Origin of the sequence: Acidisphaera sp. S103, from assembly GCF_009765975.1 — a bacterium.
Lineage (GTDB): Bacteria > Pseudomonadota > Alphaproteobacteria > Acetobacterales > Acetobacteraceae > Rhodopila.
In genome coordinates this window covers 161,295-185,215 of record NZ_LMUJ01000048.1, presented here as the reverse complement: position 1 = coordinate 185,215, position 23,921 = coordinate 161,295, and the positions used below count along the sequence as shown (strand labels likewise).

Annotated in this window: 19 protein-coding genes and 1 riboswitch; of the genes, 8 read left to right on the top strand and 11 right to left on the bottom strand. The window is 61.8% G+C overall.

Going from position 1 to position 23,921, the window contains the following annotated elements; all coding sequences use genetic code 11:
• A partial coding sequence (locus tag GSQ89_RS13390) for a porin family protein (RefSeq protein WP_174254860.1) occupies positions 1–690 on the bottom strand: 690 nt, incomplete at its 3' end.
• A gap of 483 nt (positions 691–1,173) precedes the next feature.
• Between GSQ89_RS13390 and GSQ89_RS13385 the strand changes: the two genes are divergently transcribed.
• The gene (locus tag GSQ89_RS13385) at positions 1,174–1,794 is read left to right on the top strand and encodes a DedA family protein (RefSeq protein ID WP_158925866.1); all 621 of its coding nucleotides are present in this window, start codon (positions 1,174–1,176) and stop codon (positions 1,792–1,794) included.
• A gap of 1 nt (position 1,795) precedes the next feature.
• On the opposite strand, the gene GSQ89_RS13380 is transcribed toward GSQ89_RS13385, so the two are convergent.
• Positions 1,796–2,737 (bottom strand): SMP-30/gluconolactonase/LRE family protein, encoded by a 942-nt coding sequence (locus tag GSQ89_RS13380; protein WP_158925864.1) that lies wholly within the window; start codon positions 2,735–2,737, stop codon positions 1,796–1,798.
• A 71-nt stretch (positions 2,738–2,808) separates the two neighbouring features.
• Positions 2,809–3,981, bottom strand: a complete 1,173-nt coding sequence (locus GSQ89_RS13375; RefSeq protein ID WP_158925862.1) for a Fic family protein — start codon at positions 3,979–3,981, stop codon at positions 2,809–2,811.
• A 144-nt stretch (positions 3,982–4,125) separates the two neighbouring features.
• Here GSQ89_RS13375 and GSQ89_RS13370 point away from each other — a divergent pair, with 144 nt between their 5' ends.
• Positions 4,126–5,250, top strand: a complete 1,125-nt coding sequence (locus tag GSQ89_RS13370) for a DSD1 family PLP-dependent enzyme (RefSeq protein ID WP_158925859.1) — start codon at positions 4,126–4,128, stop codon at positions 5,248–5,250.
• On the opposite strand, the gene GSQ89_RS13365 is transcribed toward GSQ89_RS13370, so the two are convergent.
• Positions 5,247–7,256: a TonB-dependent siderophore receptor gene (locus tag GSQ89_RS13365; protein ID WP_158925857.1), complete on the bottom strand. Its 2,010-nt coding sequence runs from the start codon at positions 7,254–7,256 to the stop codon at positions 5,247–5,249. The genes GSQ89_RS13370 and GSQ89_RS13365 overlap by 4 nt on opposite strands.
• A gap of 84 nt (positions 7,257–7,340) precedes the next feature.
• A riboswitch (cobalamin riboswitch) is annotated at positions 7,341–7,521 on the bottom strand.
• A 25-nt stretch (positions 7,522–7,546) separates the two neighbouring features.
• Positions 7,547–8,710, bottom strand: a complete 1,164-nt coding sequence (locus tag GSQ89_RS13360; protein WP_158925855.1) for an aminotransferase — start codon at positions 8,708–8,710, stop codon at positions 7,547–7,549.
• A gap of 463 nt (positions 8,711–9,173) precedes the next feature.
• Between GSQ89_RS13360 and GSQ89_RS13355 the strand changes: the two genes are divergently transcribed.
• The 5 genes from GSQ89_RS13355 to GSQ89_RS13335 all read left to right on the top strand — a co-directional run bounded on the left by GSQ89_RS13355 (position 9,174) and on the right by GSQ89_RS13335 (position 15,003).
• The gene (locus GSQ89_RS13355) at positions 9,174–9,512 is read left to right on the top strand and encodes a P-II family nitrogen regulator (RefSeq protein ID WP_158925853.1); all 339 of its coding nucleotides are present in this window, start codon (positions 9,174–9,176) and stop codon (positions 9,510–9,512) included.
• 221 nt (positions 9,513–9,733) lie between these two features.
• Positions 9,734–11,182 carry a type I glutamate--ammonia ligase gene (gene glnA / locus GSQ89_RS13350; protein ID WP_158925845.1) on the top strand — a complete coding sequence of 483 codons (1,449 nt, stop codon included), beginning with the start codon at positions 9,734–9,736 and terminating at the stop codon, positions 11,180–11,182.
• Between the two features lie 519 nt (positions 11,183–11,701).
• A complete protein-coding gene (locus tag GSQ89_RS13345; RefSeq protein WP_158925843.1) occupies positions 11,702–12,040 on the top strand; it encodes a P-II family nitrogen regulator in 339 nt (112 codons plus the stop codon).
• A 25-nt stretch (positions 12,041–12,065) separates the two neighbouring features.
• A complete protein-coding gene (locus GSQ89_RS13340) occupies positions 12,066–13,487 on the top strand; it encodes an ammonium transporter (protein ID WP_158925834.1) in 1,422 nt (473 codons plus the stop codon).
• 139 nt (positions 13,488–13,626) lie between these two features.
• Positions 13,627–15,003 carry an outer membrane beta-barrel protein gene (locus GSQ89_RS13335; protein WP_158925832.1) on the top strand — a complete coding sequence of 459 codons (1,377 nt, stop codon included), beginning with the start codon at positions 13,627–13,629 and terminating at the stop codon, positions 15,001–15,003.
• A gap of 59 nt (positions 15,004–15,062) precedes the next feature.
• Here the strand turns inward: GSQ89_RS13335 and GSQ89_RS13330 are convergent, their stop codons facing one another.
• The 3 genes from GSQ89_RS13330 to GSQ89_RS13320 are packed head-to-tail and all read right to left on the bottom strand — an operon-like array spanning position 15,063 to position 18,464.
• Positions 15,063–15,824, bottom strand: a complete 762-nt coding sequence (locus GSQ89_RS13330) for an SDR family NAD(P)-dependent oxidoreductase (protein ID WP_158925830.1) — start codon at positions 15,822–15,824, stop codon at positions 15,063–15,065.
• Entirely contained in the window at positions 15,821–16,771 is a 951-nt protein-coding gene (locus GSQ89_RS13325; RefSeq protein WP_158925828.1) for a 3-hydroxyacyl-CoA dehydrogenase family protein, read from the bottom strand. The genes GSQ89_RS13330 and GSQ89_RS13325 overlap by 4 nt, the downstream gene beginning before the upstream one ends.
• Before the next feature lies 1 nt (position 16,772).
• Positions 16,773–18,464, bottom strand: a complete 1,692-nt coding sequence (locus GSQ89_RS13320) for a thiamine pyrophosphate-binding protein (RefSeq protein WP_158925826.1) — start codon at positions 18,462–18,464, stop codon at positions 16,773–16,775.
• A 207-nt stretch (positions 18,465–18,671) separates the two neighbouring features.
• On the opposite strand from GSQ89_RS13320, the gene GSQ89_RS13315 reads away from it, so the two are divergent.
• Positions 18,672–19,442, top strand: a complete 771-nt coding sequence (locus GSQ89_RS13315) for an SDR family NAD(P)-dependent oxidoreductase (RefSeq protein WP_158925824.1) — start codon at positions 18,672–18,674, stop codon at positions 19,440–19,442.
• A gap of 53 nt (positions 19,443–19,495) precedes the next feature.
• On the opposite strand, the gene pckA is transcribed toward GSQ89_RS13315, so the two are convergent.
• The 3 genes from pckA to GSQ89_RS13300 form a co-directional block, all read right to left on the bottom strand.
• On the bottom strand, positions 19,496–21,121 hold the full coding sequence (gene pckA / locus GSQ89_RS13310) for a phosphoenolpyruvate carboxykinase (ATP) (protein WP_158925822.1): 1,626 nt from the start codon (positions 21,119–21,121) through the stop codon (positions 19,496–19,498).
• Positions 21,122–21,267: 146 nt separating this feature from the next.
• The gene (locus GSQ89_RS13305; protein WP_158925820.1) at positions 21,268–22,713 is read right to left on the bottom strand and encodes an amidohydrolase family protein; all 1,446 of its coding nucleotides are present in this window, start codon (positions 22,711–22,713) and stop codon (positions 21,268–21,270) included.
• A 14-nt stretch (positions 22,714–22,727) separates the two neighbouring features.
• Entirely contained in the window at positions 22,728–23,921 is a 1,194-nt protein-coding gene (locus GSQ89_RS13300; RefSeq protein ID WP_158925818.1) for a 3-hydroxybenzoate 6-monooxygenase, read from the bottom strand.

The window sequence follows — 23,921 nt, the reverse complement described above, 5'->3', positions numbered from 1 at the left end:
GTTGAACGCGTAACGGATACCGAACACGAGATCCTGGTTGACTTGGCTATGTTGTTTCAACTGCGACGACGAGATGACGCCGTCGTTGTCCACCAACCCCGTGTAGTGACCACCACCCAGGATATCCATAACGCGATAATCTACGGTGAACGACAACCCCGGCATGTTAGGTACGGGGAACGAGGCACCAACGATCGCCTGCCCGGCAAACGCCCCACTTTGGCCGGTTGTGGAGGCAGCGAAACCCGGTCCGTTGACATCTAACGGGTTCAGGGATGTCCACTGATAGCCGGCGCCAAGACCGAGGTATGGATACATCCAGGGAAGCCCGACATCGAGGTCGTACAGCGCATTGGCCATCACGCCCCAGTTGCGAATGGTGCCGCCACTGTTGGGATACGGCGTTCCGTGAACATCCTTGATGTTACTACGGGCGAAGTCACCTTCGATCTCGAAGCGAAACCCATTGCCAATGCCGTAACCGACGGCAAGGTTTGAGTTGAAGCCCAAAGCCTCATTCATTTTGATCCGGCTGTTGCCGTAGCCTGAATTCTGGGTCGTCAGATCGGAAAAGCTAGGGAAGTGCAGCCCAGCGCCCGCCCCGACATAAAGCCCGGTAATTGGTTGAGCCATCGCCACGATCGGTGTCGTGAGGAAGGCCGTGGCGATAATCGCACCGCGGAAACGCATGCGTTGTACTCCTTGTTGGCGTCTCAATCGTCCGGGATGGACAACCGCATGGAACCGGTCGCTATCGAGCGGCCCTTGGGGTGTGCGGCATATTCGCTACATGGGCCCGAGGGACAAATCACCACGACTTGAGGATGGTCACGAAAGGAGGAACAATCTGTCGGATCGGTCACATCCAGACCATAGCCCCGAATAGATGACACTTATTAAGTATTTGTTTTCAAATGAGTTTTTGGAACCTAAAACAACGCATCACAAGCTGCGGCCTTTACAATTTTTAACGCCCGGCCCGTAAAGGGCACGTCATCGGCGCGTGCAAGATAGCAACATGTGTTTCTTTTTCAGGGCCCGCGGGAACCAACACGCCATCGCATCATCCTTTGGTTCAACACCTCTTCCGTCTCGCAATGACCGCTTCCTTTCGACGGTCAAACTGGCCATAGTAGCTGTTACCTTTCGCAACAGGAGCGTCACTTTAGCCTCATGTGGTATTGCATTAACACCATCGTCGGCCTTGTTGCGCTGCACCCAGCCGGCGCAATGGGCGTGGTGTTCCTGGCCGCGATCATCGAGGCCCTGGCGGTGGTGGGTATCCTGATCCCGGGGACGCCAATCCTGATGGCGGTCGCCGGTGCAGCGGCGATTGCCGGCCAACCGATGTTGCCATTCCTGGCGCTGTCGATCCTTGGCGCGGTGATCGGCGATTTCCTGTCGTTCTGGATCGGCAAACGATTCAGCCTGCGGCTGCGTGGTGTCTGGCCGTTCTCCCGCCGGCCCGCACTGATGGACAACGCGGCGCAATTCTTCGATCGCTACGGCATCTATAGCGTTGCTCTGTGCCGGTTCGTGCCGGTTTTGCGCTCTACCGTCCCGCTGGTCGCCGGAATGGCGGGCATGCGGCAGCGGCGATTCGTGTTCGCCAATGTCGCATCCGCCTTCGTTTCGGCGCCTGTCCACATCTACCCTGCTCAACTGGCCGGGCTGTCGCTCGACCGGTTGAGGGATGGAGACTGGCAGTCAGCCGCGGTGTGGGGCGCTGTCCTACTGGTCGGCTGCGCCACCGCCTGGGCACTTCATCGCGTGGTGCTCGCCCACACGCGGTAGTTTATCCCCCAATCGCCCCTTGGGTATTCACATACAGCGCATACAGTCCATGGCTGGCAGCCATGAACAGACGGTTCCGGAAGCGACCGCCAAAGCACAGATTGGCGGCACGTTCCGGCAGCGTGATGTGACCGATCGGCTTGCCGGTTTTGTCGAACACCCGCACGCCATCCAGTTCGGCACTGCCCATGCCCCAGCCGCACCACAGGTTGCCATGGATATCCACACGGAAGCCGTCCGGCGTGCCGCCCTTGGCATCAATGAACACGCGATTGTTCGCCAGTTTCTTGCCGCCATCGACAACGTCCAAAGCGCGGATCAGCCGGTGCGGCTCCGCACGCGACGCGACCACATACAGGACCGATTCATCCGGGGAGAAAGCGAGGCCGTTCGGGCCCTCGATATCGTCGGCCATCATCGTTGCCGCGCCGGTTTGTCCATCGATCCGCCATACCGCCATCGGCAGTTCGGGATCGGCCTTCTCGCCCTCGTAATAGCCCAGGATGCCGAAGATCGGATCGGTGAACCAGATCGACCCATCCGACTTCACCACGACATCGTTCGGGGAGTTCAGCCGCTTGCCCTGATGGCTGTCCATCAGGACCGTGATCGTTCCGTCATATTCCGTGCGGGTGACGCGGCGACCGCGATGCTCGCACGTCACCAGGCGGCCCTGACGGTCGCGGGTGTTGCCGTTGGCATTCCAGGAGGTTTTGCGGAAGACGCTGACGGCGCCGGTTTCTTCTTCCCATTTCAGAATGCGATCGTTGGGGATGTCGCTCCAAAGGACATAGCGGCCATCACCGAAATACACCGGGCCTTCGGACCAGCGGCATCCGGTCGCCAATTGCTCGACCGACGCCAGCGGCAGACGCAGCGCGTTGAAGCTTGGGTCCAGCACCTGGACGTTCGGGTCGGGGTAGCGCTGGCTGGGTTCCCACATGGTCGGTTTCCTCCGGTTGGTTATGGCGGCAGGTTCTAAAGCAGGTTGGGTCGGCGCGAAACCGGGGTAGGTCAGCGTGGCAGGGGATCCGTGCCTTCGCTCAGCAAATCCAGGAAGGCGCCATAGACAAATACCTTGCCGCGCAGCCGGCCGGTCGTTTCTCGTACGATGCCCAATTTCCGCAAATGCGCGATGGCGCTGGTAACAGTCGGCTGCGACAGGCCGAGGTGCCGCGACGCAGCCGGAATGGTCGTCAGCCCGCGGCGCTGGAAAAATTGATGCAGCCGCAGCGCGGTTGCGGCCGGCCGGCCAAGTTGCTCGATCCGAGCATGGTCGTTGCCGAATAGCCGCAACAGGTTTTGGGCTGTCTGGATGCCTTGCCGAGCGGTTTCGGTGACACCGCGCAGGAAGAACTCGACCCAGGCTTCCCACGCGCCATGCTGCCGCACGGCTTGCAGGTGCTCGTAGTAGGCCTGCCGGTTCTGCTTGAAGAACAGGCTCAGATAGAGCAACGGCTCACGCAGGATGCCGCGCTCGCACATCAGGAAGGTAATCAGCAGACGGCCGAGGCGGCCATTGCTATCGAGGAAGGGATGGATGGTCTCGAACTGGACGTGCACCAGCGCGGCTTTCACCAGCAGCGGCAGGTCGGGGGTGTCGGTGTGGATGAAGGTTTCCAATGCGCCCAGGCAGTCCATGACCAGATGCGGCGGCGGCGGAACGAACAACGCGTTGCCGGGCCGGGTGCCCCCGATCCAGTTCTGGGAGCGGCGAAACTCGCCGGGATCCTTGTCCTGGCCACGGCCCTTGGAAAGCAGGATTTCGTGGATTTCCCGAATCAGGCGCAGCGACAGGGGAAAGTCCTCGCGCAGACGACTCAGCCCGTGACTCATCGCCGCGACGTAGTTGGACACCTCGCGCGTGTCGTCGATCGGCACACCGGGGACTTCTTCCGCCTCGTACAGCAGAAGGTCGGAGAGGGAAGACTGCGTCCCCTCGATCTGGGAGGACAGCAGGGCCTCCTTGCGGATATAGATATACAAGAACAATGATGGATCGGGCAGGACAGAGGCGATACCGTCAAGCCGCCCAATCGTCTGATTGGCCAGTTCCAAGGCGACATGCAGTCCGCTGAGATCGACGGGTGGGATTGGGGGCAAGGGCACCGGCACGTAGGCGCGCACCATCTCGCCGTCGACGGCGGTGGCTTCGTAGCGGCCCAGGCGGGTGGGGTACTCGGGCATCGGTGGAGAACCTTGTTAAGGGAAGCTTTAATAGCGACGCTTGTTATTAAACGATATGGTGATATTCGTTAATAACAGGCTAGCCTGGGTTGCCGTTCTCGACCGAAGCAGCGAAACTGCGATCCGTCCTGAAGGAACAAGCCGATGCAGCAAGCGCCTCCCGCCATTCCCGGCATGCGTGAGGAAAAGATCGACACCCCAGCCCTGGTGATCGACCTGGACGCCTTCGAGTCGAACCTCGACACCATGGCCGCGCTGCTCTCACCCACCGGCGTCAAACTGCGAGCGCACGCAAAGACCCACAAATCGCCGGTCATCGCCAGGCTGCAGATGGACCGCGGGGCCGTGGGCAACTGCGTGCAGAAGGTCACCGAAGCCGAGGTGCTCGCATGGGGTGGTATCCCCGACATCCTGGTCAGCAACGAAGTTGTCGGCGCGGCCAAGCTGGCTCGGCTTTGCGCCCTGTCGCGGATTGCCAAGGTCGCGGTTTGTGCCGATGACGCCGGCCAGGTCGCGGCGATCGAGGCCGCCGCCGCGGATGCCGGCATTCGCATGACGGTGCTGGTGGAGATCGACGTCGGTGCCGGCCGCTGCGGCGTGCAGCCCGGCCCAGAGGCGGTGGCACTCGCGACCCGGATCGCCGCGTCCAGGCATCTTATCTTCGGCGGGTTGCAGGCCTATCACGGCAGTGCCCAACACAAACGCACACCGGCGGAACGGCGTACCCTGGTCGGCGGCGCGGTCGATGCATCCCGTCGCACGGTGGAACAACTGCGCCAGCAGGGGCTGGACTGCGCGATCGTCGGCGGCGCCGGAACCGGAACGTTTGAGATCGAATCGAAATCCGGCATCTACACCGAAATGCAAGCTGGCAGCTACGTTTTCATGGATGCCGACTATGCTCGGAATTTGGACGAGGCCGGGACGCCTGTCGGAACGTTCCGGCATGCGCTGTTTGTGCTGTCCACGGTGATGAGCCAGGCCCAGGCCGGGGTCGCCGTGTTGGATGCCGGACATAAGGCGGTTGCCGTGGATTCCGGGCTGCCGACGGTCTGGCAGCGGCCGGATATCCGTTATACCAGCGCCTCAGATGAGCACGGCAAGTTGCAATACGGCAGTGAAACAGCTGCACCCAAGGTCGGGGAGATGTTGAGGCTGGTCCCCGGCCATTGCGACCCGACAGTCGACAAGTTCGACTGGTATGTCGGGGTGCGCAACGGCCGGGTTGAATGCCTGTGGCCGGTCGCGGCGCGCGGCGGGCTGAGTTAGAGCTTGAACCGCACCCCCGCCAGCACCGTCGGACCGGGCATCTGGAACCCGTTCACCGGCTCGAACTTCGAATCGAAGATATTGAAGCCGCTGAAATAGAGTTCAACCGCCGGCGTAACCGCATAGCTGCCCGTCACGTTGGCCACCAGACCGTGCTGACCGACGCCCGGCGGAAACAGCGAATTGCCGTTGTTGTCGGAAAGAAACTGATAACTTGTCCCCGTGTAGATAAGGGTCGCGACGAACCGCAGTCCCTCCGACGGTCGCAATGTCACACTGCCGGAAACCTGGTTCTGTGGCCGATTAAGCAGTTGCTGGGTTTGTCCTGTCGGCTGACCGTCTGAGTTCGTGTTCAGCAACGTGTACTCGGCATGGAGATCCAGCCAGTGTACCGGGTGCAGCGTGAGCTCTGTTTCGATTCCATGCACGTGAGCGGACGATACGTTGATCTCGGTCTCGGTGGTCGAGGACAAGGTTGTGAACTCGATCAGGTCGAGCACGCGCTGATCGAAATAGGTGGCCCCGAAGGTGACCAGGTCGGTTCGACCCGCGCCCGGAATGTCGGTCGTGAAACCCACTTCCCATCCGGCCGATTGTTCGGGCTTAAGATTGGGATTGCCGACGTAGTTGAAGAGCGACCCACCGGAGTCGCTGACAAAGTTACCGTAACGGTCGTACAGCGACGGTGCCCGGAATGCGGTGCCGTAGGCTAGCTTCAGATGGGTGGCGATCTCCTTCAGGTCGTAGACGCCACCGACGCGCCACGTGCCGGGCGAGTCGTTCGCGACCCACTCCTGGCGCAGTTGGGCGGTCAAGGCCAAACGTTGCAGCACTGTGGTCTGCAGCCCGGCATAAACCGCGTTGTCGGTCGCCGTGGCCGCTACCGACTGAGCAAACGTTTCTCCGGGAAAAACGTCATTCGTTCGCACCCTGGCGGTGTCACCGATATACTCGTATCCAAACGTTATCGCGTTGCCCGACAGACCCGGTAAATCGGGCAGATGCAGCGTGTTGTTCCACTGTGCGTCAGTCCGATAGGAGTGATACCGGTCATCGCCGGATGTCTGCCCCGTGTTGTCCGGCGAGAAGGGTTCGAAATAGCGCCTGTCATCTTGAAGCTGGCCGATGAATACACCCGTTTCCAGTTTTCCATCGAACAGATGGGTGGTGCCGCCAATCCGGCCAAACAATGATGTATCGCTCACGCTGGTATAGACATTCCCCGATGCATCGGCGCTGCTAAAGGAATCGTTGCCGAAATCGGCCGCGCGCGCCCGCAGGAACAACGACAGCCGCGTTCCCTCCACGGGTGTATAGCCCAGGTTCATCGTTATGATCCGGTCGCGGAAGCCTTGCGGCGTGCCTTGGTAGGCACTTTCCCTTTGCGGGATATAATCATAGCCTTGTTGCGATTGCGACTCGGCTGTCAGGGCGAAGTCCAGCGGTCCCTCGACCCCGCTGGCGGTGACAGCGCCGCGTACCAAAGCTGGATATCCGCCCGCCAAATCACCCGCCCAATGCACACCTTCCTGGGTGCCACGGCGCGAAATCAGGTTGATCACGCCTCCGATCGCGCCGGAACCGTATAGGGCGGCCATGGGGCCGCGGATGATCTCGATCCGCTCGATATCGGACAGCGTATCGACACCGAAGTTAAATGCCCCGGTAGGATCCGACCCATCGGTAATTGGCATCCCGTCGCGCAGCACCAAGACGTGGTCCGAGTTGGTGCCGCGAATAAAGACACTGGCCTGGCCGCCGGGACCGCCGGACGGGCTGACATGCAGGCCGGGGATGTCGGCCAGCGCGTCGGTCAGCGTGTTGTAGCCATGCGCCTCGATCGTGGCTCGGTCGATCACGGTCACGCCGGCGGCGATTTCCTCGATCGGGGTGGGCACGCGCGTTGCTGTCACGACCGTTTCGGGCGCAGTCACCGGCGCATCGTCGGCCTGCGCCGCCGTAATGGATAGCAGGGTTAGTGCCGTCAAAGCGCGATACAGGCGCATGCCGGGGGTACTCCATCGACCAATGTGTCGATTGCTCGCATGCGGGTTTCTCCCCGCCGCCCCGGTTCACCTCGCCCGGCACACGCGCGCAGTCTCGATTCCGGCCGGTCTCCTGGCTCGCGGGTCTCGGCCTTGGGTCCGCCTTCTCGCCCCACAGGGGGCAATGGCATCTGGACCCGGCTCGCCGCTTACAGTTGCGAGGGCAGCCGCCTTTCGGCAGTTCCCGTTTAAGCCCTTGCGGGCCACCGTCATCTGCGGCGCACTATAGTGTGTCGTTGTCGATACGCAATTCACCCGCGAAAGTGCCGTTGCAGCCGGTCGATCGCCTCCGCCAGCACCGCCTCCCGCTTGCAGAAGGCGAAACGGGCATAGTGCCGCGGTGCCTCGCCCTCATCATAGAACGCCGAAACCGGGATCGCAGTGACACCGGCCTGTTCGGTGATGTGCCGGCAGAACGCGACGTCGTCGCCGTTGAAGCCCAAAGGCGAGAAATCGGTGGTGATGAAATAGGTGCCCTGGGTCGGCAGGACCGAGAGCCCGACCGCCGCCAGCCCCTCGGCCAGTTGGTCTCGCCGAGCCTGAAGATTGCCGGCCAGGGAGGCGAAATAGGCATCGTCTTTTGCGAGACCCACGGCCACGGCGCGCTGAAGGTTAGGCGCGGTGGTGAAGGTCAGGTTTTGGTGCGCCTTCTGCACCAGCGGCGTCAGCGCCGCCCCCGCCGTCACATACCCAACCTTCCACCCGGTCAGCGAAAACGTCTTGCCGGCACTGCCGATCCGCATCGTCCGATCCCGCATCCCCGGCAATGTCATCAACGGGATATGCCTGGCTCCATCGAACACCAGATGCTCATAAACCTCATCGCAAATGGCGTAGGTGTCATGCCGCGCCACCAGATCGGCGATGAAGCCCAGCTCCTCCGCCGTGAACACTTTCCCGCACGGGTTCATCGGGGAGTTGAACAGAATCGCCTTGGTCTTCGGCCCGAACGCATCGGCCAGCTCGGCGTGCGGCAGGTCCCAGCGTGGCGGCGCCAGACGCACGATGCGCGGGATGGCCCCCAGCATACGAACGACCGGCACGTAGGTATCGTACAGCGGCTCGATCAGCACAACCTCATCACCGGGATCGAGCACGGCCATCAGGCTGGCGGTGATCGCCTCGGTGGCACCCGATGTGACCGTCACCTCCTTCGCCCAGTCGATATCCAGGCCATAAAATCGCCGGTTCGCCGCCGCGACGGCCTGGCGCAGTTCAGGCACCCCCGGCATCGGCGGATATTGGTTGCGGCTGTCGTTCAGCGCGTCCGCGGCGGCCAGGACGACGTCGGCCGGCCCTTCGGTATCGGGGAACCCCTGCCCCAAATTGATCGACTTATGTTCGGTCGCGAGCGCCGACATCACCGTAAAGATGGTGGTGCCGATAGATCCCAGATAGGTGTTCGCCGCACGCATCGATGACACTCCGCCCTGACCAGTCGCTAGGCGATACGGAATATCGCCCCCGGGTCAAGTTGGAAAGGCCAGGAGGATATGTACGGGCCGTATATATTTGCCCCACTTTCTGCATAAAAAACGGGCGACATGCATCCGTTTCAACTGCGCAAATACCGGGCAACGCCTTTCCCCACCACCCGAACCTGATCCGACGGCACCCTTGGACCGGCGGTTTTTGCCGTTGCCGGGCGCAATCTGCCCTCCCTGGTCCGGTGCAGGATGCGCTGGCATACAGTACGGAGGTGTCCAAAAAAGCCGCGGATGGCCGTTCGCACGGAAGATAGGCCATCCATCACCTTGGCCGTTGCTGCTTGGCACGCCACATGCAAACCTATGGTGCTGTTCACGCCGCTGACATCTTTGCAGCGAAACGGGCAGCCTGAACTTAGTGGGAGGCCCGGCTAAACCGGGCTTGATCGACATGAAAAAGATCGAAGCTGTCATCAAGCCGTTCAAACTCGATGAGGTTAAGGAAGCCCTGCATGAGGTTGGACTGCAAGGTATCACCGTGGTGGAAGCCAAGGGTTTCGGCCGCCAGAAGGGCCATACCGAACTTTACCGGGGCGCGGAATATGTCGTGGACTTCCTGCCGAAGGTGAAGATCGAAGTCATCTGCGAGGATTCCGTCGTGGAACGGGCCGTGGAGGCGATCGTCAATGCCGCCCGCACCGGCCGGATCGGCGACGGGAAGATCTTTATCTCCTCGGTCGAAGAGGTAATCCGGATCCGTACCGGCGAACGTGGGGAGGACGCGATCTAGGGCTTTCGCACCCGGGGCACCGCTTTCAGCGGTTCCCGCCGGCATGAGGCAGCCCGTTCAAACATCAGCCTTATTCCACTTTCGGCTTCCGACGCATCGGCGTAGACGAGCGCCGGGCGATAAGGTTCCGCGTGGTGCGGGACTATCGCATGCCGTGTCCTGTCGCGTCCCGTGACGGGCGGGACAGTCGCGGCGACCAAACAGACAACGGGGAAATCAGGATGGCGAAGAAGCCGGCAACAGCGTCAGCATCAGGTCCCAGTGGGGACGTGAGCAAGGTGCTCAAGATGCTGAGTGACAATTCCGTGGAGTATGTGGACCTTCGGTTCACCGATCCCCGCGGCAAGTGGCAGCACACTGCCCAACATATCTCTACCATGGGTGAAGATGCATTCCGCGACGGGATCATGTTCGATGGCTCCTCCATCGCCGGCTGGAAGGCGATTAACGAGAGCGACATGATCCTGATGCCGGACGCGGCCACGGCCACGATGGATCCGTTCTCCGCCAAGCCGAGCCTGATCGTGTTCTGCGATATCGTCGAGCCCTCGACCGGGCAGTTCTATTCGCGTGACCCGCGGGCAACCGCCAAGCTGTGCGAGGCGTACGTCAAGTCCAGCGGCATCGGCGACACCGTCTCCATCGGTGCCGAGGCGGAATTCTTCATCTTCGACAGCGTGAAGTTCGGCACCGGCGGCAATTTCGGCAGTTTCCAGGTCGATAGCGTCGAGGGTCCGGGTTCCAACCTGAAGGACTATCCGGAAGGCAACATGGGTCACCGTCCGTCGGTGAAGGGCGGCTATTTCCCGGTTCCGCCGGTCGATGGCGACAGCGACCTCCGCGCGGAAATGCTGTCGACGATGGGCGAGATGGGCCTGCCGATCGAAAAGCACCACCACGAAGTGGCGCAATCGCAGCACGAGCTTGGCACCAAGTTCGGCTCGCTGACCACGATGGCCGACCAGATGCAGATTTACAAATACTGCGTCCACAACGTCGCCCACAGCTACGGCAAGACCGCGACGTTCATGCCGAAGCCGATCTATGGCGACAACGGTTCGGGTATGCATACGCATATCTCGATCTGGAAAGCCGGCAAGCCGTTGTTCGCCGGCAACGGCTATGCCGATCTGTCGGAGATGTGCCTTTATGCCATCGGTGGCATCATCAAGCACGCGAAGGCGATCAACGCATTCTCCAATCCCTCGACCAACAGTTACAAGCGGTTGATCCCGGGGTTCGAGGCGCCGGTTCTGCTGGCTTATTCGGCCCGTAACCGGTCGGCGTCCTGCCGCATCCCGTACACGACCAGCCCAAAGGCGAAGCGTGTCGAGGTTCGCTTCCCCGATCCGAGCTGCAACCCTTATCTGTCCTATTCCGCGATCACCATGGCGGCGCTGGACGGGATCAAGAACAAAATCCATCCCGGCGACCCGATGGACAAGGATCTGTACGATCTGCCGCCGGAAGAGCTGAAAGGCATCCCGACGGTATGCGGCAGCCTGCGTGAAGCCCTGGGCGCGCTGGCGGCGGACCACGACTTCCTGCTGGAAGGCGGGGTGTTCAGTACCGACCAGATCGAAAGCTATATCGAACTGAAATGGAATGAAGTGTACCGGTTCGAGCACACCCCGCACCCGGTTGAGTTCGAGATGTACTACTCGGTCTAAATCCCCCAGACCATTCGGAAAACCCCGCCGTATCATGCGGCGGGGTTTTTTATTGTCGGTATTAAAGCCAATCAGGACCGTTACGGCCTGATGTCGCGGTCAATGCGGCTATCTATGACAATTCACGTCCATTTTGATATCGGAAGTACCGGTCACGTATAGACCGCCGTCTTGTCGGTCATCCGAGTTTTGCAGCCGCCACTGATCGGGTTGAGGCGATGAGCGTGTGTGCGGCAATGGAATGTGCCCCTATGGATACGGCATCAACAATGCCGGTCCCAGCATTATTGGGGCAGTAAAGAGCAATTGCTCGATTAATGTGCATTATTATCCCGCATATCGGCTGATTGTAGATAAAAACCGCGCCCGCACAGCGCAATGCGATGTTGGCACGATTGTTGATTCTACAGATGTCACGTCCGGCCGTTGCTCCTCGCAGCGGCGCGGCGAAATGGCGACACAGGACACGACAATGCAGGCTTCCCGTAACCCCAATGAAAGACCGGAGGACCGGCCGACATGAAACTCATCATGGCCATCATCAAGCCCTTCAAGCTTGACGACGTCCGGGAGGCCTTGACCCCACTTGGGGTTCAGGGGCTGACCGTGTCGGAAGTCAAGGGCTTTGGCCGGCAGAAAGGCCAGACTGAAATCTATCGCGGCGCGGAATATCACGTGAGTTTCCTGCCGAAGATCAAGATCGAAGTCGTAGTACCTGATGACCTGGCCGACCAGGTTATCGAGGCGATATCGAAATCTGCTCATACCGGCAAAATCGGCGACGGCAAGATTTTCGTCATCGACATCGAACGCGCCATGCGGATCCGCACCGGCGAAGTCGATACCGACGCGCTGTAAACAAGAAGCATAGGGAAACAGGACTATGAAGAGACCCCGCTATTTTTGGGGACTGAGCGCACTGCTGTTCGCTCTGTTGCTCGCACTACCGGCATTGGCGCAGACTGCGGCTGCCCCGGCCGCGCCCGCCGTCGCGGCAGCCGCCGCGGCGGCTGCCCCCGCTGGGCCGCCGAAGCTTGATTCCGGCGATACCGCGTGGATGCTGAGCAGCACCGCGCTGGTGCTGCTGATGACCATCCCGGGCCTCGCACTGTTCTATGCCGGTATGGTACGCAAGAAGAACGTGCTGGCAACCATGATGCAGTCGTTCACGATCTGCTGCATCGTCACCATGGTCTGGACGATCGCCGGCTACAGCGTCGCCTTCACCACCGGCAACGAATACATGGGCGACTTCTCCCGCTTCATGCTGAACGGCATCGCCGACCATATCGTCAAAGGGAATGACTCCCAGGCCTTCGTGCTTGCCTCGGGAATCAAGGACGTCGCTGACATGGGCACGACGATCCCCGAGACCGTCTACATGATGTTCCAGATGACCTTCGCGATCATCACGCCGGCCCTGATCGCAGGGGCGTTCGCCGATCGCATGAAGTTCTCGGCGATGTGCATCTTCATGGCGCTTTGGTCCCTGCTGGTCTATTCGCCCATCGCCCATTGGGTCTGGGCACCGTCGGGCTGGGCCAATCAGTTGGGTGTGCTCGACTTCGCGGGCGGCACCGTCGTGCATATCAACGCCGGTGTCGCCGGTCTGGTCTGCGCCTTGGTCCTTGGCAAACGGGTGGGTTACGGCACTGACAACATGGCGCCGTACAACGTGGGCTACGCGGTCATTGGTGCCTCCCTGCTGTGGGTGGGCTGGTTCGGGTTCAACGCGGGTTCCGCGGTCGCCTCCAACGGCCGCGCCGGCATGGCGATGTCCGTGACGCAGATCGCCACGGCGGCTGCGGCGCTTGGCTGGATGTTCGCCGAGTGGATCACCAAGGGCAAACCCTCGGTTCTCGGCGCGGCCTCTGGCGCGGTTGCCGGGCTGGTGGCAATCACGCCGGCTTCGGGTTTCGTGCTTCCGGGCGGGTCGATCGTCATCGGTGTCGCCGCGGGCGTGATCTGCTTCTGGTCCGCAACGACCCTGAAGCATATGTTGGGCTATGACGACAGCCTGGACGCATTCGGTGTCCATGGTATCGGCGGTATCATCGGCGCCTTGCTGACCGGTGTGTTCGCCTACGGGCCTCTGTCAGCCACGGATGCCTCACCCGACGGCAGCCCTGGTGGCCTGGCGCAGCTCAAGCTGCAGGCAATCGGCGTCTGTTCGACCATTGCCTATAGCGGAATCATGACACTGATCCTGCTGATGGTGACCAAGGCCCTTGTCGGACTGCGGGTTGACGAAGAAGAGGAGCGGGAAGGCCTGGATATCGTCCTGCACGGCGAACAAATCTTCTAAGGTTCCAGCGGAAGGTCCTGGGGAAGCCCAGGACTTTCCTATTTTCCTGCTATATGAATGTATATATATTATATGGTTCATTTATGCGGGAACGATCTAGGTAGATGGCGTTTACTGCCTTTAAGATGGAAACAAGCGAATGACGACAAACAAACTCTGGCAAAGCGCTTGGCTTGCCGCCGCGGCGACGATCGCCGCGGGTTGGGGGACGGCGTCCGCACAAACGGTTGCTCCCCCCGCGGCGGCGGCTCCTCCCGCAGCGGCTGCTCCCCCCGCGGCGGCGGCCACCACAGCGGCGCCGACGCCCGCTCCCGCGCCCGCTGCACCACCACCGGGCCTCTGGATTGATGGAATCCACCTTTCCGCCCAGATCGAGGCCGGCATCACGGGCAACTTCGATGGCCCGAAGCAGAATTTCGGCCAGCTTTTCACAGACAAGCCGAACACCGTTCTGCTGAACCAAATTCTGTTGACGGCAAACAAGCCGCTCGATCCGAAGGCCACCGGCTTCGATTGGGGCTTCAAGCTGCAGGGCATGTATGGTTCGGACGCCCGCTATACCCACTTCCTTGGTGAATTCGACTGGGTCAATCCTTACGACCGCAATCAGTTCGATATCGTCGAGGCCAATGTTCTGTTCCATCTGCCGGTGTTGTTTGATGGCGGTATCGATGTGAAAGCCGGTCAATATTCGACGCCGCTTGGGTTCGAAACGATCGACCCATCCACCAATCCGTTCTATTCGCACTCCTACATCTTCAATTTCGGCCTGCCGCTGAAGCATACCGGAATCCTGACGACCAGCCACGTCAACTCGATGCTGGACGTTTATCTGGGTCTCGATACTGGTGCCAACACCAGTTTCGGATCGTCGGGCGACGACAACAGCGCCATCGCGTTCCTGGGCGGCGTCAACCTGACCCTGTTGGGCGGCAATCTGACCGCGCTCGCGCTGACACATATCGGGCCCGAAAATTCATCTCGCGCACTGTCGCCATTTGGGTACAATGCCGATGGATATTATCGGTACTATAACGATATCGTGATCACCTACAAGGCGACCTCGGCGCTGACACTTACGACTGAGTTAAACTGGGTTCGCGACGATTTCGGCAATGGTCTTCTCACCGGCAAGCCGGCACCGGCCAATGCCTTCGGTGTCGCCCAGTACGCCAGCTATACACTGACCGACACGCTCACGCTCAACGGACGGGCCGAAGTGTATCGGGACGATAACAACTTCTTCGTCTCCGGCTTTGCCAACAACAACGGTTTCGATCAGTTCCAGCAAGGCTTCCCGACCCCCCTCGTCTCTGGGGCAAAGCACGCAACGACTTATGGCGAACTGACCCTTGGCGTAACCTACAAACCGGCCGGACTGCCCCCGGTGATCAGCGGCCTGCTGATTCGTCCGGAAATCCGGTGGGATACCGATCTGGGCGGAGCCAGCGCCTACAACGGCGGAACGGCCAACAGCTCGTTCACCGTCGCGTCCGACGTGGTCCTGACATTCTAAACCTTGTTCGGATCGGACAGCTTCGCAGGCCAGGGATCACACCCTGGCCTGTCTGCTTTCTACAATGTCAAACCACCATCCACGGTGATCGTCTGTCCGGTCACCATCGCGGCGCCGAAGCCCAGGAAAACGATGACCTCAGCAAGGTCTTCGGGTTGGCAGCGCCGTTTCAGTAACGCACGCTCGATCGACTGCTGCCGTTCCTCATTCGTCCATTCGATCATCCAGGAGCTGTCAACCGCGCCCGGCGCTATGGCGTTCACCCGCACCTCCGGCGCGAGCGCCCGAGCGAGGTTCTGTGTCAGGCTGACCACACCGGCTTTGGTGGCACCGTATGCCAAACTGCTGCCGGCGCGTCCCAATCCAGCGATCGAGGCGGTATTGACGATCGCGCCGCCCGCCTTCTTCAACGCCGGGGCCGCCGCCTTGGCACAGCGGAACACACCCAGTAGATTGGTTTCCAACAGAACCGACCAGAGTTCCTCGGTAATCAGGTCGAGGTCTGGCGGCGCGATCCGATGCCGCGTCCCTGGCGTGCCGGCGTTGTTCACCAACAGATCCAGTCGCCCCAGGTCGGCAACGGCCTGCTGAACCATCCGCACCGAGTCCGCCGCATCACCAACGCTGCCGGGCGCCATCACCGCCTTCCCACCGGCCGCGATCAGCTTATCCACTGCCTCCGGTCCGCGCGGGTCGTCGGTCAGGAAGTTTACCGCGACCGTGGCGCCAAACCCGGAAAGCATCTTCGCGGTGGCGAAACCGATACCGGACGCGCCGCCTGTCACCAGTGCGGTCTTGCCGGTCAGATCGTATCGAATCATGTGCCCTCCATCGGGCCGATCGCCCGCAACGCCTGTTTCAATGCCAGCAACTTCCGGTCACGTTCCCGGAACAACTCTTCTGGCGAACGGTCACCCCAGTCGAAATATCCCTTGCCCGCCATCACCCCGGTGCGGCCCTCGGCGATCAGCTTGTCCAGTGTCTCGCTGCACCCTTGCGGCACCGGCGGCGTATAACTGCGGTTCTGCATCCCCTGCTGCATCAACAACAGGCCGGTAAAATCCGCCTTCGCCATGATCCCCAGGATCGGGATACGCAACGCCAGCCCGTGCAGCACCGAATCGTCGATATCTTTGGGCGTGACCAGCCCCTCATCCAGCAGTCGATAGACTTCCAACTGCATCGCCGCCTGTAGCCGGTTGGCGACGTAGCCCTGCACCATCTGCTTGAACACCACCGGCGCCTTGCCCATCGCCTCAACCATACCTCGGACGGTCTCGATCACCCCCGGCTTCGTCCCTGGCCCGGGACACAGATCAACCAGGTCGCACAGATAAGGCGGCGTATACCAATGGGCGATAATAGTGCGTTCCTGCAACGCCGCCGGCACCAGCGGGAAAATATCCAGGTTGGAGGTGTTGCTGGCCAGGATCGCATCCGGATCCATCAGTGATTGAAGCTGGTCATACAGCGCCAGCTTCACATCCGGCCGTTCCACCACCGCCTCGACCACGATGGACGCACCTCTCACGGTGTCCGCCAGCGACGGCATGCAACGCACGGCTTTCGACAGTCGCTGCCGATTCCAGGTTCCGTCCACCTCGCTTGCCTCGGCCAAGGTCGCAAGCGCGGTCGCCATCAAACCCGGCGCCCGCTCCAGCGATTCGGCGTTGTTGTCGGTCAGGCGAACCTGATGTCCACCCAACGCGAAAACCAAGGCCAGCGCATGCCCCATCAGACCCGCGCCGACAACCGCTACTTCGGCCATGCTACATCCCCTCCGGCAACCAGGGCTCGGGCGCCCGGCAATCGATGTCGGTCGCCACATCGACGACAACGGTTTCATCAGATGCCAGCGCGTCGCGCAATGCCGGCCCAATCTGCGACGGATCCTCCACGCGGATGCCGCGCAGGCCGAAAACCTTGGCCACGTCGGCGAAATTCGTCGGCCCGAAGCGCACCAGTTCGGCCACGTCGCCGGGCTTGTTGCCCTGCTGCCGCTGGATGTTCGGCCACCCCTGGCCAAAACCGGAGTTGTTATTGACCACCAGCACCACCGCGATGCCACGGCGACGCGCCGTCTCCAGTTCGGTCAGGTGGTAATACAGCGCGCCATCGCCGGACCAGCAGATCACCTTGCGATGCGGCGCCGCGCATTTCGCGCCCAACGCCGCTGGGAAAGACCATCCGAGCGATCCTGCCGCGCGCAGATATGTCTGTCCCTCGCCGTTCAGTTCGATCAGCGAACTGCTCCAGATACTGGAATAACCCGTATCCGCAACCAAAATCCCATCCGCCGGCAGGGCTCGGGTTATCTCCGCGCACAGCCGATCCGGCCAGATCGGTGACGCATTGCTCGCCAGCGCCGCCGCCCGGTTTTGCCGCCACGTCGCCATGATCTCCGCCGCCCGATCCGCAAACGCGGTATCCCGTTCGGGCCGGCCCAACGCGGCAATCAGCGCGGCCAGCGTCGCCTTCGGATCGCCCATCACACCCACTGTATTGGGATAAGAACGACCGATATCGGTCGGATCGAGGTCGATTTGCACGCAAGGCGTATCGATCGCCGGAATGCGCCAGGTATGTGTGACCTGATCCCCGGTCTCGCAACCGACAAACACCACCAATTCCGCCTCATGCACGATCTGGTTCGCGGGCGGCGCGGCATAGTTGCCGGCGCAACCAATCGACAGCCGATGTCGGGTCGGGATCAGGCCGCGAGCGCCCAACGACGTGGCGATCGGCGCGACCAGCAACTCACCCAACGCCAGCAGTTCCTTGCCGGCAGCCGATGCGGTCGCTCCCTCCCCCGCCACGATCACAACCTTTCTCGCACGCAATATTCGTTCCGCGGCCCGCTCGATTTCGGCAGGCGATGCCACGGGACGGTGTGGCGGCAGGGTTAGCTGGAACGCTGGGTCCGCGACAGGGGCTTCATGAACGACACCGGTTTCGATGACCTCCGCCTGCAAGCCATTCAGGTCGAGATGCGCGGGACGCGGCGTTCCGGTCATCGCCTCCCGCCACGCCTGCCGCATCAGCCTCGGCAGGTCGGCGGCCTGATCCACCCGCGCCGAGAATTTCGTCACTGGCGCGAACAGGGGCGTGTGTGGAATTTCCTGGTACGCGTTGCGATGCTGCATCGATGGCTGTTTGTGCCCCGTCATCGCAATCACCGGCGTGCGGCCGAGATACGCATCCTGCAGCCCGGCCGCCAAATTCGCCGCACCCACCGACTGCGCGAAGCAAATTCCCGGCCGTCCGGCGATGCGGGCATAACCGTCCGCCATGTAGGCGACAGCTTTCTCGCTGTGACCCAGAACACGCTGAACGCCCAGCGTACCCAATTCTATCAGCGTGCGCCGTAACACGGCGTCGATGAAAAAGACGTGGGTGGTACCATTCGCAGCCAGGCTGCGCGCCAGGTACTCAGCGCCGGTTACCGGTTCAGCGTGCGTCATGAATGATTCCTCCCCGTGGTTGATGGAAGTCTAGATCATCGGTGTCCGGTGTAAAATCCGGCCATCATGCCGCCTGGGATTCCCCGCCGGCCGCTCCAAGCCACCGGTGGGCTTGGAGGCAGGTTGCGCCGCAAGATTGCGCGAAACACCAATGATGCCAAACTCACGGTTGTTGGCTTGCCATTCATATCCCAGAGGTTCTCCGTGATGTCCGCTTCTGCTTCTCCCCGGCCGTTTGAGGGCCGTACTGCGATCGTTACCGGTTCCGGTCAGAATATCGGCCGAGCCATTGCCCTGGCATTCGCGCGGGGCGGTGCGAACGTGGTCGTCAATGGCCACCGCAATCAGGCGGCGATCGATGCCGTTGCGGACGAAATACGCGCATTGGGTGTGCGCGCGATGGCGGTGCTTGCCGATGTCGGCGATCCCGCCGCGGTGCAGTCGATGGTGGATCGGGCGGTCGACGAGTTCGGCAGCGTCGACATTGCCGTATCGAACGTCTCAACCCGGCTGCATACCCCGTTTCTGGATCTCTCTATCGAGGAATGGCAGCGCATCATCAACTCCAACCTCAGCGCCTCATTCTACCTGGCGCACGCGGTCGCTCCTCTGATGAAGGAAAAAGGGTGGGGCCGCATCATTCATATTTCCGGCGTGGACGGCTTCAGGGCCATTCCCAATCGAGCGCACAACGTGACCTGCAAAGCCGGCATGTTCGCACTGTCAAAGGCGATCGCCGTCGAACTTGGTCCCTACGGCATCACCGCCAACACGGTGGCGCCCGGTGTCATCGATACGACCCGGGACTGGACGCAATACCCGCACTTTGCCAACGGCTACGGAGAGCGGACCAAGCAAATACCGGTACGACGCGTCGGTCATGTCGACGACATCGCTGATGCCTGCACATATCTGGTGGGTGCCGGTTTCGTCACCGGCCAAGTACTGCACGTCAATGGCGGCGACGCGATGTTCTGAGGCAAATCATCCGCGGGCGCGCCCTACACGCCCGCGGATGGTAGCCCGTAGCCCTATGCTGCCGCTCGGATCGCAGCCGCCTTGACGTCGTCGGCCACGCCGGCTTCGTACGCCGCGAAGTTCTCCTCGAACCGGCCGATCAACTGCTTCGCCACCCGGTCGTACCCCGCCTTGTCCGCCCAGGATTGGCGTGGATCGAGAACCTCATCGGGAATACCCGACACATGCAGGGGGATGGCCAGGCCGAAGAACGGTTCCTTGCGAAACTCCATCTTCGTCAGCGATCCATCCAACGCGCCACGCAACAGGGCTCTTGTGTGTTTGATCGCCATGCGTTTGCCGACGCCGAACTGACCACCGCTCCAGCCGGTGTTCACCAGCCAGCAGGTGGCGCCGTGCTTGGCGATCAGGTCGGCGAACATCTGCCCGTAAACCTCGGGCCGGCGCGGCAGGAATGGATGCGCGAAGCAGGTGCTGAACGCGGCCTTCGGCTCGCTGCCAAGACCCTTTTCCGTGCCGGCGACCTGCGCGGTGTAGCCGGACAGAAAATGATACATCGCCTGCGCCGGGGTCAGCCGTGAAATCGGCGGCAGCACGCCGAAGGCGTCACACGTCAGCATGAACACGTTCTTCGGCTGCCCGCCGCGACCTGCCAGGTTGACGTTGGGGATGAATTCCACCGGGTAGCAGGACCGTGTGTTCTCGGTCAGCGAGCCGTCCGCCAGGTCCAGGTTGCCGTGTTCATCGCCGATGACGTTTTCCAGCACCGAACCGAAGCGATTGGACGCGGCCCAGATCTCCGGTTCGGCTTCTTGCGACAAGTTGATGACCTTGGCGTAGCAACCGCCCTCAAAGTTGAAGGTGCCGTTCTCCCCCCAGCCATGTTCATCGTCGCCGATCAGCTTGCGTTCGGGATCGGAGGACAACGTCGTCTTGCCGGTGCCGGACAGCCCGAAGAACAACGCCACGTCGCCATCACGGCCGATATTGGCGCTGCAATGCATCGGCATCACGCCCTTGGGGGGCAGCAGCCAATTCATGACGGCAAAGATCGACTTCTTCACCTCACCCGCATACTCGCTGCCGGCGATGACGATCAGCTTCTGCTCGAACGACAGCGCAATGGTGGTGGATGACCGCACGCCATCGACCTCGGGGTCGGTCTGGAACAGTGGCGCATGCAGAATGACATAATCCGGCTCGAACGCCGGAAGGTCTGCCTCCGGCGGACGAATGAACATATTACGAGCAAACAGGGCGTTCCAGGCCTGGGTGGTCACGAGCCGGACGCGGACGCGATGCTCCGGATCGGCGCCCGCATACAGGTCCTGGGTGAACAACTCCTGTCCCTGCAAATACGCCTGGACACGACCCTTCAGCGCGTTGAAGCGATCCACCGGCATGGGCTGATTAACCTTGCCCCACCAGATATCGGCAGTGACCGAAGGCTCATCCACCACGAACTTGTCCTGGACGGAGCGGCCGGTATGCACGCCGGTTTCCACCATGAAGGCGCCATCGACCGACAGGCGACCTTCGTGACGGCGGAGTGCCTCGGCAACCAGGGCCGGCGCGGTTTGATTGGAATGAACGGGGCGTGATGCATGCACACCAGTGCCAGCCAACGCCGCCGCGGCGTGTTTTGTCCATGCGTTCTTGTTCGCGGGAGCATGCGTCAAGGGTCGGTTTCCTACCTTAGTCAACGTTGTCAACACGCCAAGCAACGGTGGAGGCGTCCAGCCTCACCGGGCCGGTTCACGCTCCACCGCGAGCATGGCATTTATAAGGTGGACTATACGCAACGTCACGCCGAATGACCACGAGGTCAGTTCAGCCCTTTGACCATTGGCAGGCTCAGCGGCGTAAGCTGGTCGGCCGAACGCTGAGCCCAATCGTAGCCTGGAACAGTAGCAATCATGCGAGCCTGGGCCTCGGTCAGCGCCTCCAGAGCCGCGGCGTGATCCAGCGTCAGCACCTTGCCCCCATCCACCACAAGGCGGCCGTCGATGAACACCTTGTGAATCGCTCGGTCGGCGGCGGTGTAGACCAGGGAACGCAACGGATCGCGGGCCGGCATCATCCACGGGTTTTTCAGGTCCACCAGCACAAGGTCGGCCTTCGCGCCCGGTTCCAGGCGGCCGATGTCGGTGCGCCCCAGTGCTCGGGCGCCGCCGGCGGTGGCAGCATAGAAGACATCGGTGAGGGACGTCGCGGTAATGTCCTCGGCGGCGACACGGGCCAAGGCGGCGGCGAGACGCATCTCCTCGATCAGGTTGTGCGGTGCAACGTCGGTGCCCATGCCGATATTCACACCCCTGCGCGTGTACCGTCCAAAGTCTTCCAGGGTCTGGCCGTAACGGGCGAACGGAGACGGGCAGTGGGCGATGGATGTGTCCGTTGCCGCCAGGATCCCAAGGTCCTCCCGTGTGTGCCAATGCAGCCAGGAGTGTTCGTCGATGAAGATTGCATGACCCAGGATGGTGTTGCGGCCAAGAATACCGATGTCGCGCGCCCATTGCACCGGCGTGATGCCGTGGCGGTTGGTCATTTCATTGAACTCATTGACGCTTTTGGCGCAGTGGGTGGTGAAAGGCAGGTTTCGCGCCACCGCCGCATCATGGCTGTCGCGCAACAGGTCTTCCGTGCAGGTATCGATTTGCGCCGGAGAAATGATGCCGCTCAACCGCCCGCTCGGGTCGGCCTGCGCCGCATCGATCACCTGAAGGGCGGCGTCGAAGCCGTTCCGCCCCGCCGGTTCGTCCCAATTGTATTGCAGTTGCCAGTTGTTGGTCAGATGCCACTTGGCGGATGCATAGCTGGGGGCCAGAAAGACCCGCAATCCGGATCGCGCCGCGAGATCGACCCAGCCTTCGTCGATGCCGGACAAATCGGCGACGGAGGTGATCCCGGTCAGCAGCATCTCGCAATAGGCGGTGGTCTTGCCGGCAACGCGTCCCACCGCGTCGGGACGAAAAGCGAAACCGCGCTCGTAGAGGCCGGTCATGAACATGGTGGGCAGGCCATGTTCCTCCCGGATACCACGAAAGAACGGTTCGGTGCTGGGATGGGAATGGATATCCACCAGACCGGGCATGACCAGCAGGTCGTGGCCGGGAATTTCGGTGTCGAAGGCACCGGGGTAGAGCCGGCCGATAAAGCTGATGCGGCCGCCCTCGAAGACGAGATCCGCATCGCGGAGATACGCGTGACGGCCAGCGGCGGGATCCCAGGCGACGATCCAGGCTGCGTTGCGGATGCAGGTTATGGGCATGGTCCCGTTGCCCCTCAGACCGCGCCACCCAGCCCGGTGCCGCCATACAGCCAAGCCAGGCTGTCATACCACTCCGCGTTGGTTTTCGCCGACATGATGGCATTGCGCAGCGCCGCATGTGCGCCGGACGGATGCAGGACATGGTCGCCCATCGCCCGCGACTGAAGCTGAATTCGGGCGGTGCGCAGGACGCGCTGACGCCGATACCGCTCCAGCGCCGCGGCGCGGTCGTCGGGACTGCCGGCCAGTTCGTGCGCCAGGCAGACCCCGTCTTCCATCGCCATGCATGCGCCCTGAGCCATGTATTGCAACGTCGGATGCGCAGCATCGCCCAGCAGGGCGACCCGGCCGTCGATCCAGTTCTCGACCGGATCGCGGTCGCACAGGACCCACAGTCTCCAGTCCTTGCCGTGACGAATCAAATCGCGCGCCTTCGGGTGGACATGATGGAAACCGGCCATCACCTCTTCTTCCGTGACCGGAAGCCCGGCGACCGGCGCCGGCGCGTCGTTATGGTAAGTGACGACCAGGTTGAACACCTTCCAGTCCGACAACGGATAATGGACGATGTGGCACTTCGGTCCAGCCCAGCACGTGGCGGCGTTCCAGCGCAAATCCTCCGGCATCTGTTCCGTAGGAATCACTGAGCGATACGTACTGTGACCGGTCACGCGCGGCGCACCGTCGCCGACGACCTGTTGGCGGACTTTCGACCACAGCCCATCCGCGCCGACCAGCAAGCGGCCCGTCACCGTTTCACCGCCGGCCAGGCGGACCGTGACTGAATCGCCATCCTGATCGTAGCCCTCGACGGCGCAGCCGGTCCGGATGGTGATCCGGGGGTTCTCCAGACAGGCCCGCTGAAACACGCCATGCAGGTCGCCGCGATGCACCACGGCGTACGGATTGCCGAACCGTTGCCGGAACGGCTCGCCCAGGTCGATCGAGCAGATGTCCTCCGCCGTCATCGCATCCATCAGGCGCAACTTGTCCACATAGACGGCCATGGCCCGAGCGGCGTCGCCAATGCCGAGCCAGTCGAATGCGTGAAAGGCGTTCGGGCCAAGCTGGATGCCGGCGCCGATCTCACCCAGCACCGAAGCGCGTTCCAGCACGACGACGTCGAAGCCGTTACGCGCCAGTCCCAGCGCCGTCGCCAGGCCGCCGATACCGGCACCGGCGACAAGGATCGGTTGGCTTCCGGTCAC

Bases quoted from the DNA above. Each gene is read 5' to 3' on its own strand.
- GSQ89_RS13380 (WP_158925864.1), bottom strand. From the start codon at position 2,737: ATGTGGGAACCCAGCCAGCGCTACCCCGACCCGAACGTCCAGGTGCTG.
- GSQ89_RS13360 (WP_158925855.1), bottom strand. From the start codon at position 8,710: ATGCGTGCGGCGAACACCTATCTGGGATCTATCGGCACCACCATCTTT.
- GSQ89_RS13305 (WP_158925820.1), bottom strand. From the start codon at position 22,713: ATGCCCATAACCTGCATCCGCAACGCAGCCTGGATCGTCGCCTGGGAT.
- GSQ89_RS13325 (WP_158925828.1), bottom strand. From the start codon at position 16,771: ATGGCCGAAGTAGCGGTTGTCGGCGCGGGTCTGATGGGGCATGCGCTG.
- GSQ89_RS13375 (WP_158925862.1), bottom strand. From the start codon at position 3,981: ATGCCCGAGTACCCCACCCGCCTGGGCCGCTACGAAGCCACCGCCGTC.
- GSQ89_RS13340 (WP_158925834.1), top strand. From the start codon at position 12,066: ATGAAGAGACCCCGCTATTTTTGGGGACTGAGCGCACTGCTGTTCGCT.
- GSQ89_RS13365 (WP_158925857.1), bottom strand. From the start codon at position 7,256: ATGCGCCTGTATCGCGCTTTGACGGCACTAACCCTGCTATCCATTACG.
- glnA (WP_158925845.1), top strand. From the start codon at position 9,734: ATGGCGAAGAAGCCGGCAACAGCGTCAGCATCAGGTCCCAGTGGGGAC.
- GSQ89_RS13355 (WP_158925853.1), top strand. From the start codon at position 9,174: ATGAAAAAGATCGAAGCTGTCATCAAGCCGTTCAAACTCGATGAGGTT.
- GSQ89_RS13385 (WP_158925866.1), top strand. From the start codon at position 1,174: ATGTGGTATTGCATTAACACCATCGTCGGCCTTGTTGCGCTGCACCCA.
- GSQ89_RS13335 (WP_158925832.1), top strand. From the start codon at position 13,627: ATGACGACAAACAAACTCTGGCAAAGCGCTTGGCTTGCCGCCGCGGCG.
- GSQ89_RS13320 (WP_158925826.1), bottom strand. From the start codon at position 18,464: ATGACGCACGCTGAACCGGTAACCGGCGCTGAGTACCTGGCGCGCAGC.
- GSQ89_RS13370 (WP_158925859.1), top strand. From the start codon at position 4,126: ATGCAGCAAGCGCCTCCCGCCATTCCCGGCATGCGTGAGGAAAAGATC.
- GSQ89_RS13345 (WP_158925843.1), top strand. From the start codon at position 11,702: ATGAAACTCATCATGGCCATCATCAAGCCCTTCAAGCTTGACGACGTC.
- GSQ89_RS13315 (WP_158925824.1), top strand. From the start codon at position 18,672: ATGTCCGCTTCTGCTTCTCCCCGGCCGTTTGAGGGCCGTACTGCGATC.
- GSQ89_RS13330 (WP_158925830.1), bottom strand. From the start codon at position 15,824: ATGATTCGATACGATCTGACCGGCAAGACCGCACTGGTGACAGGCGGC.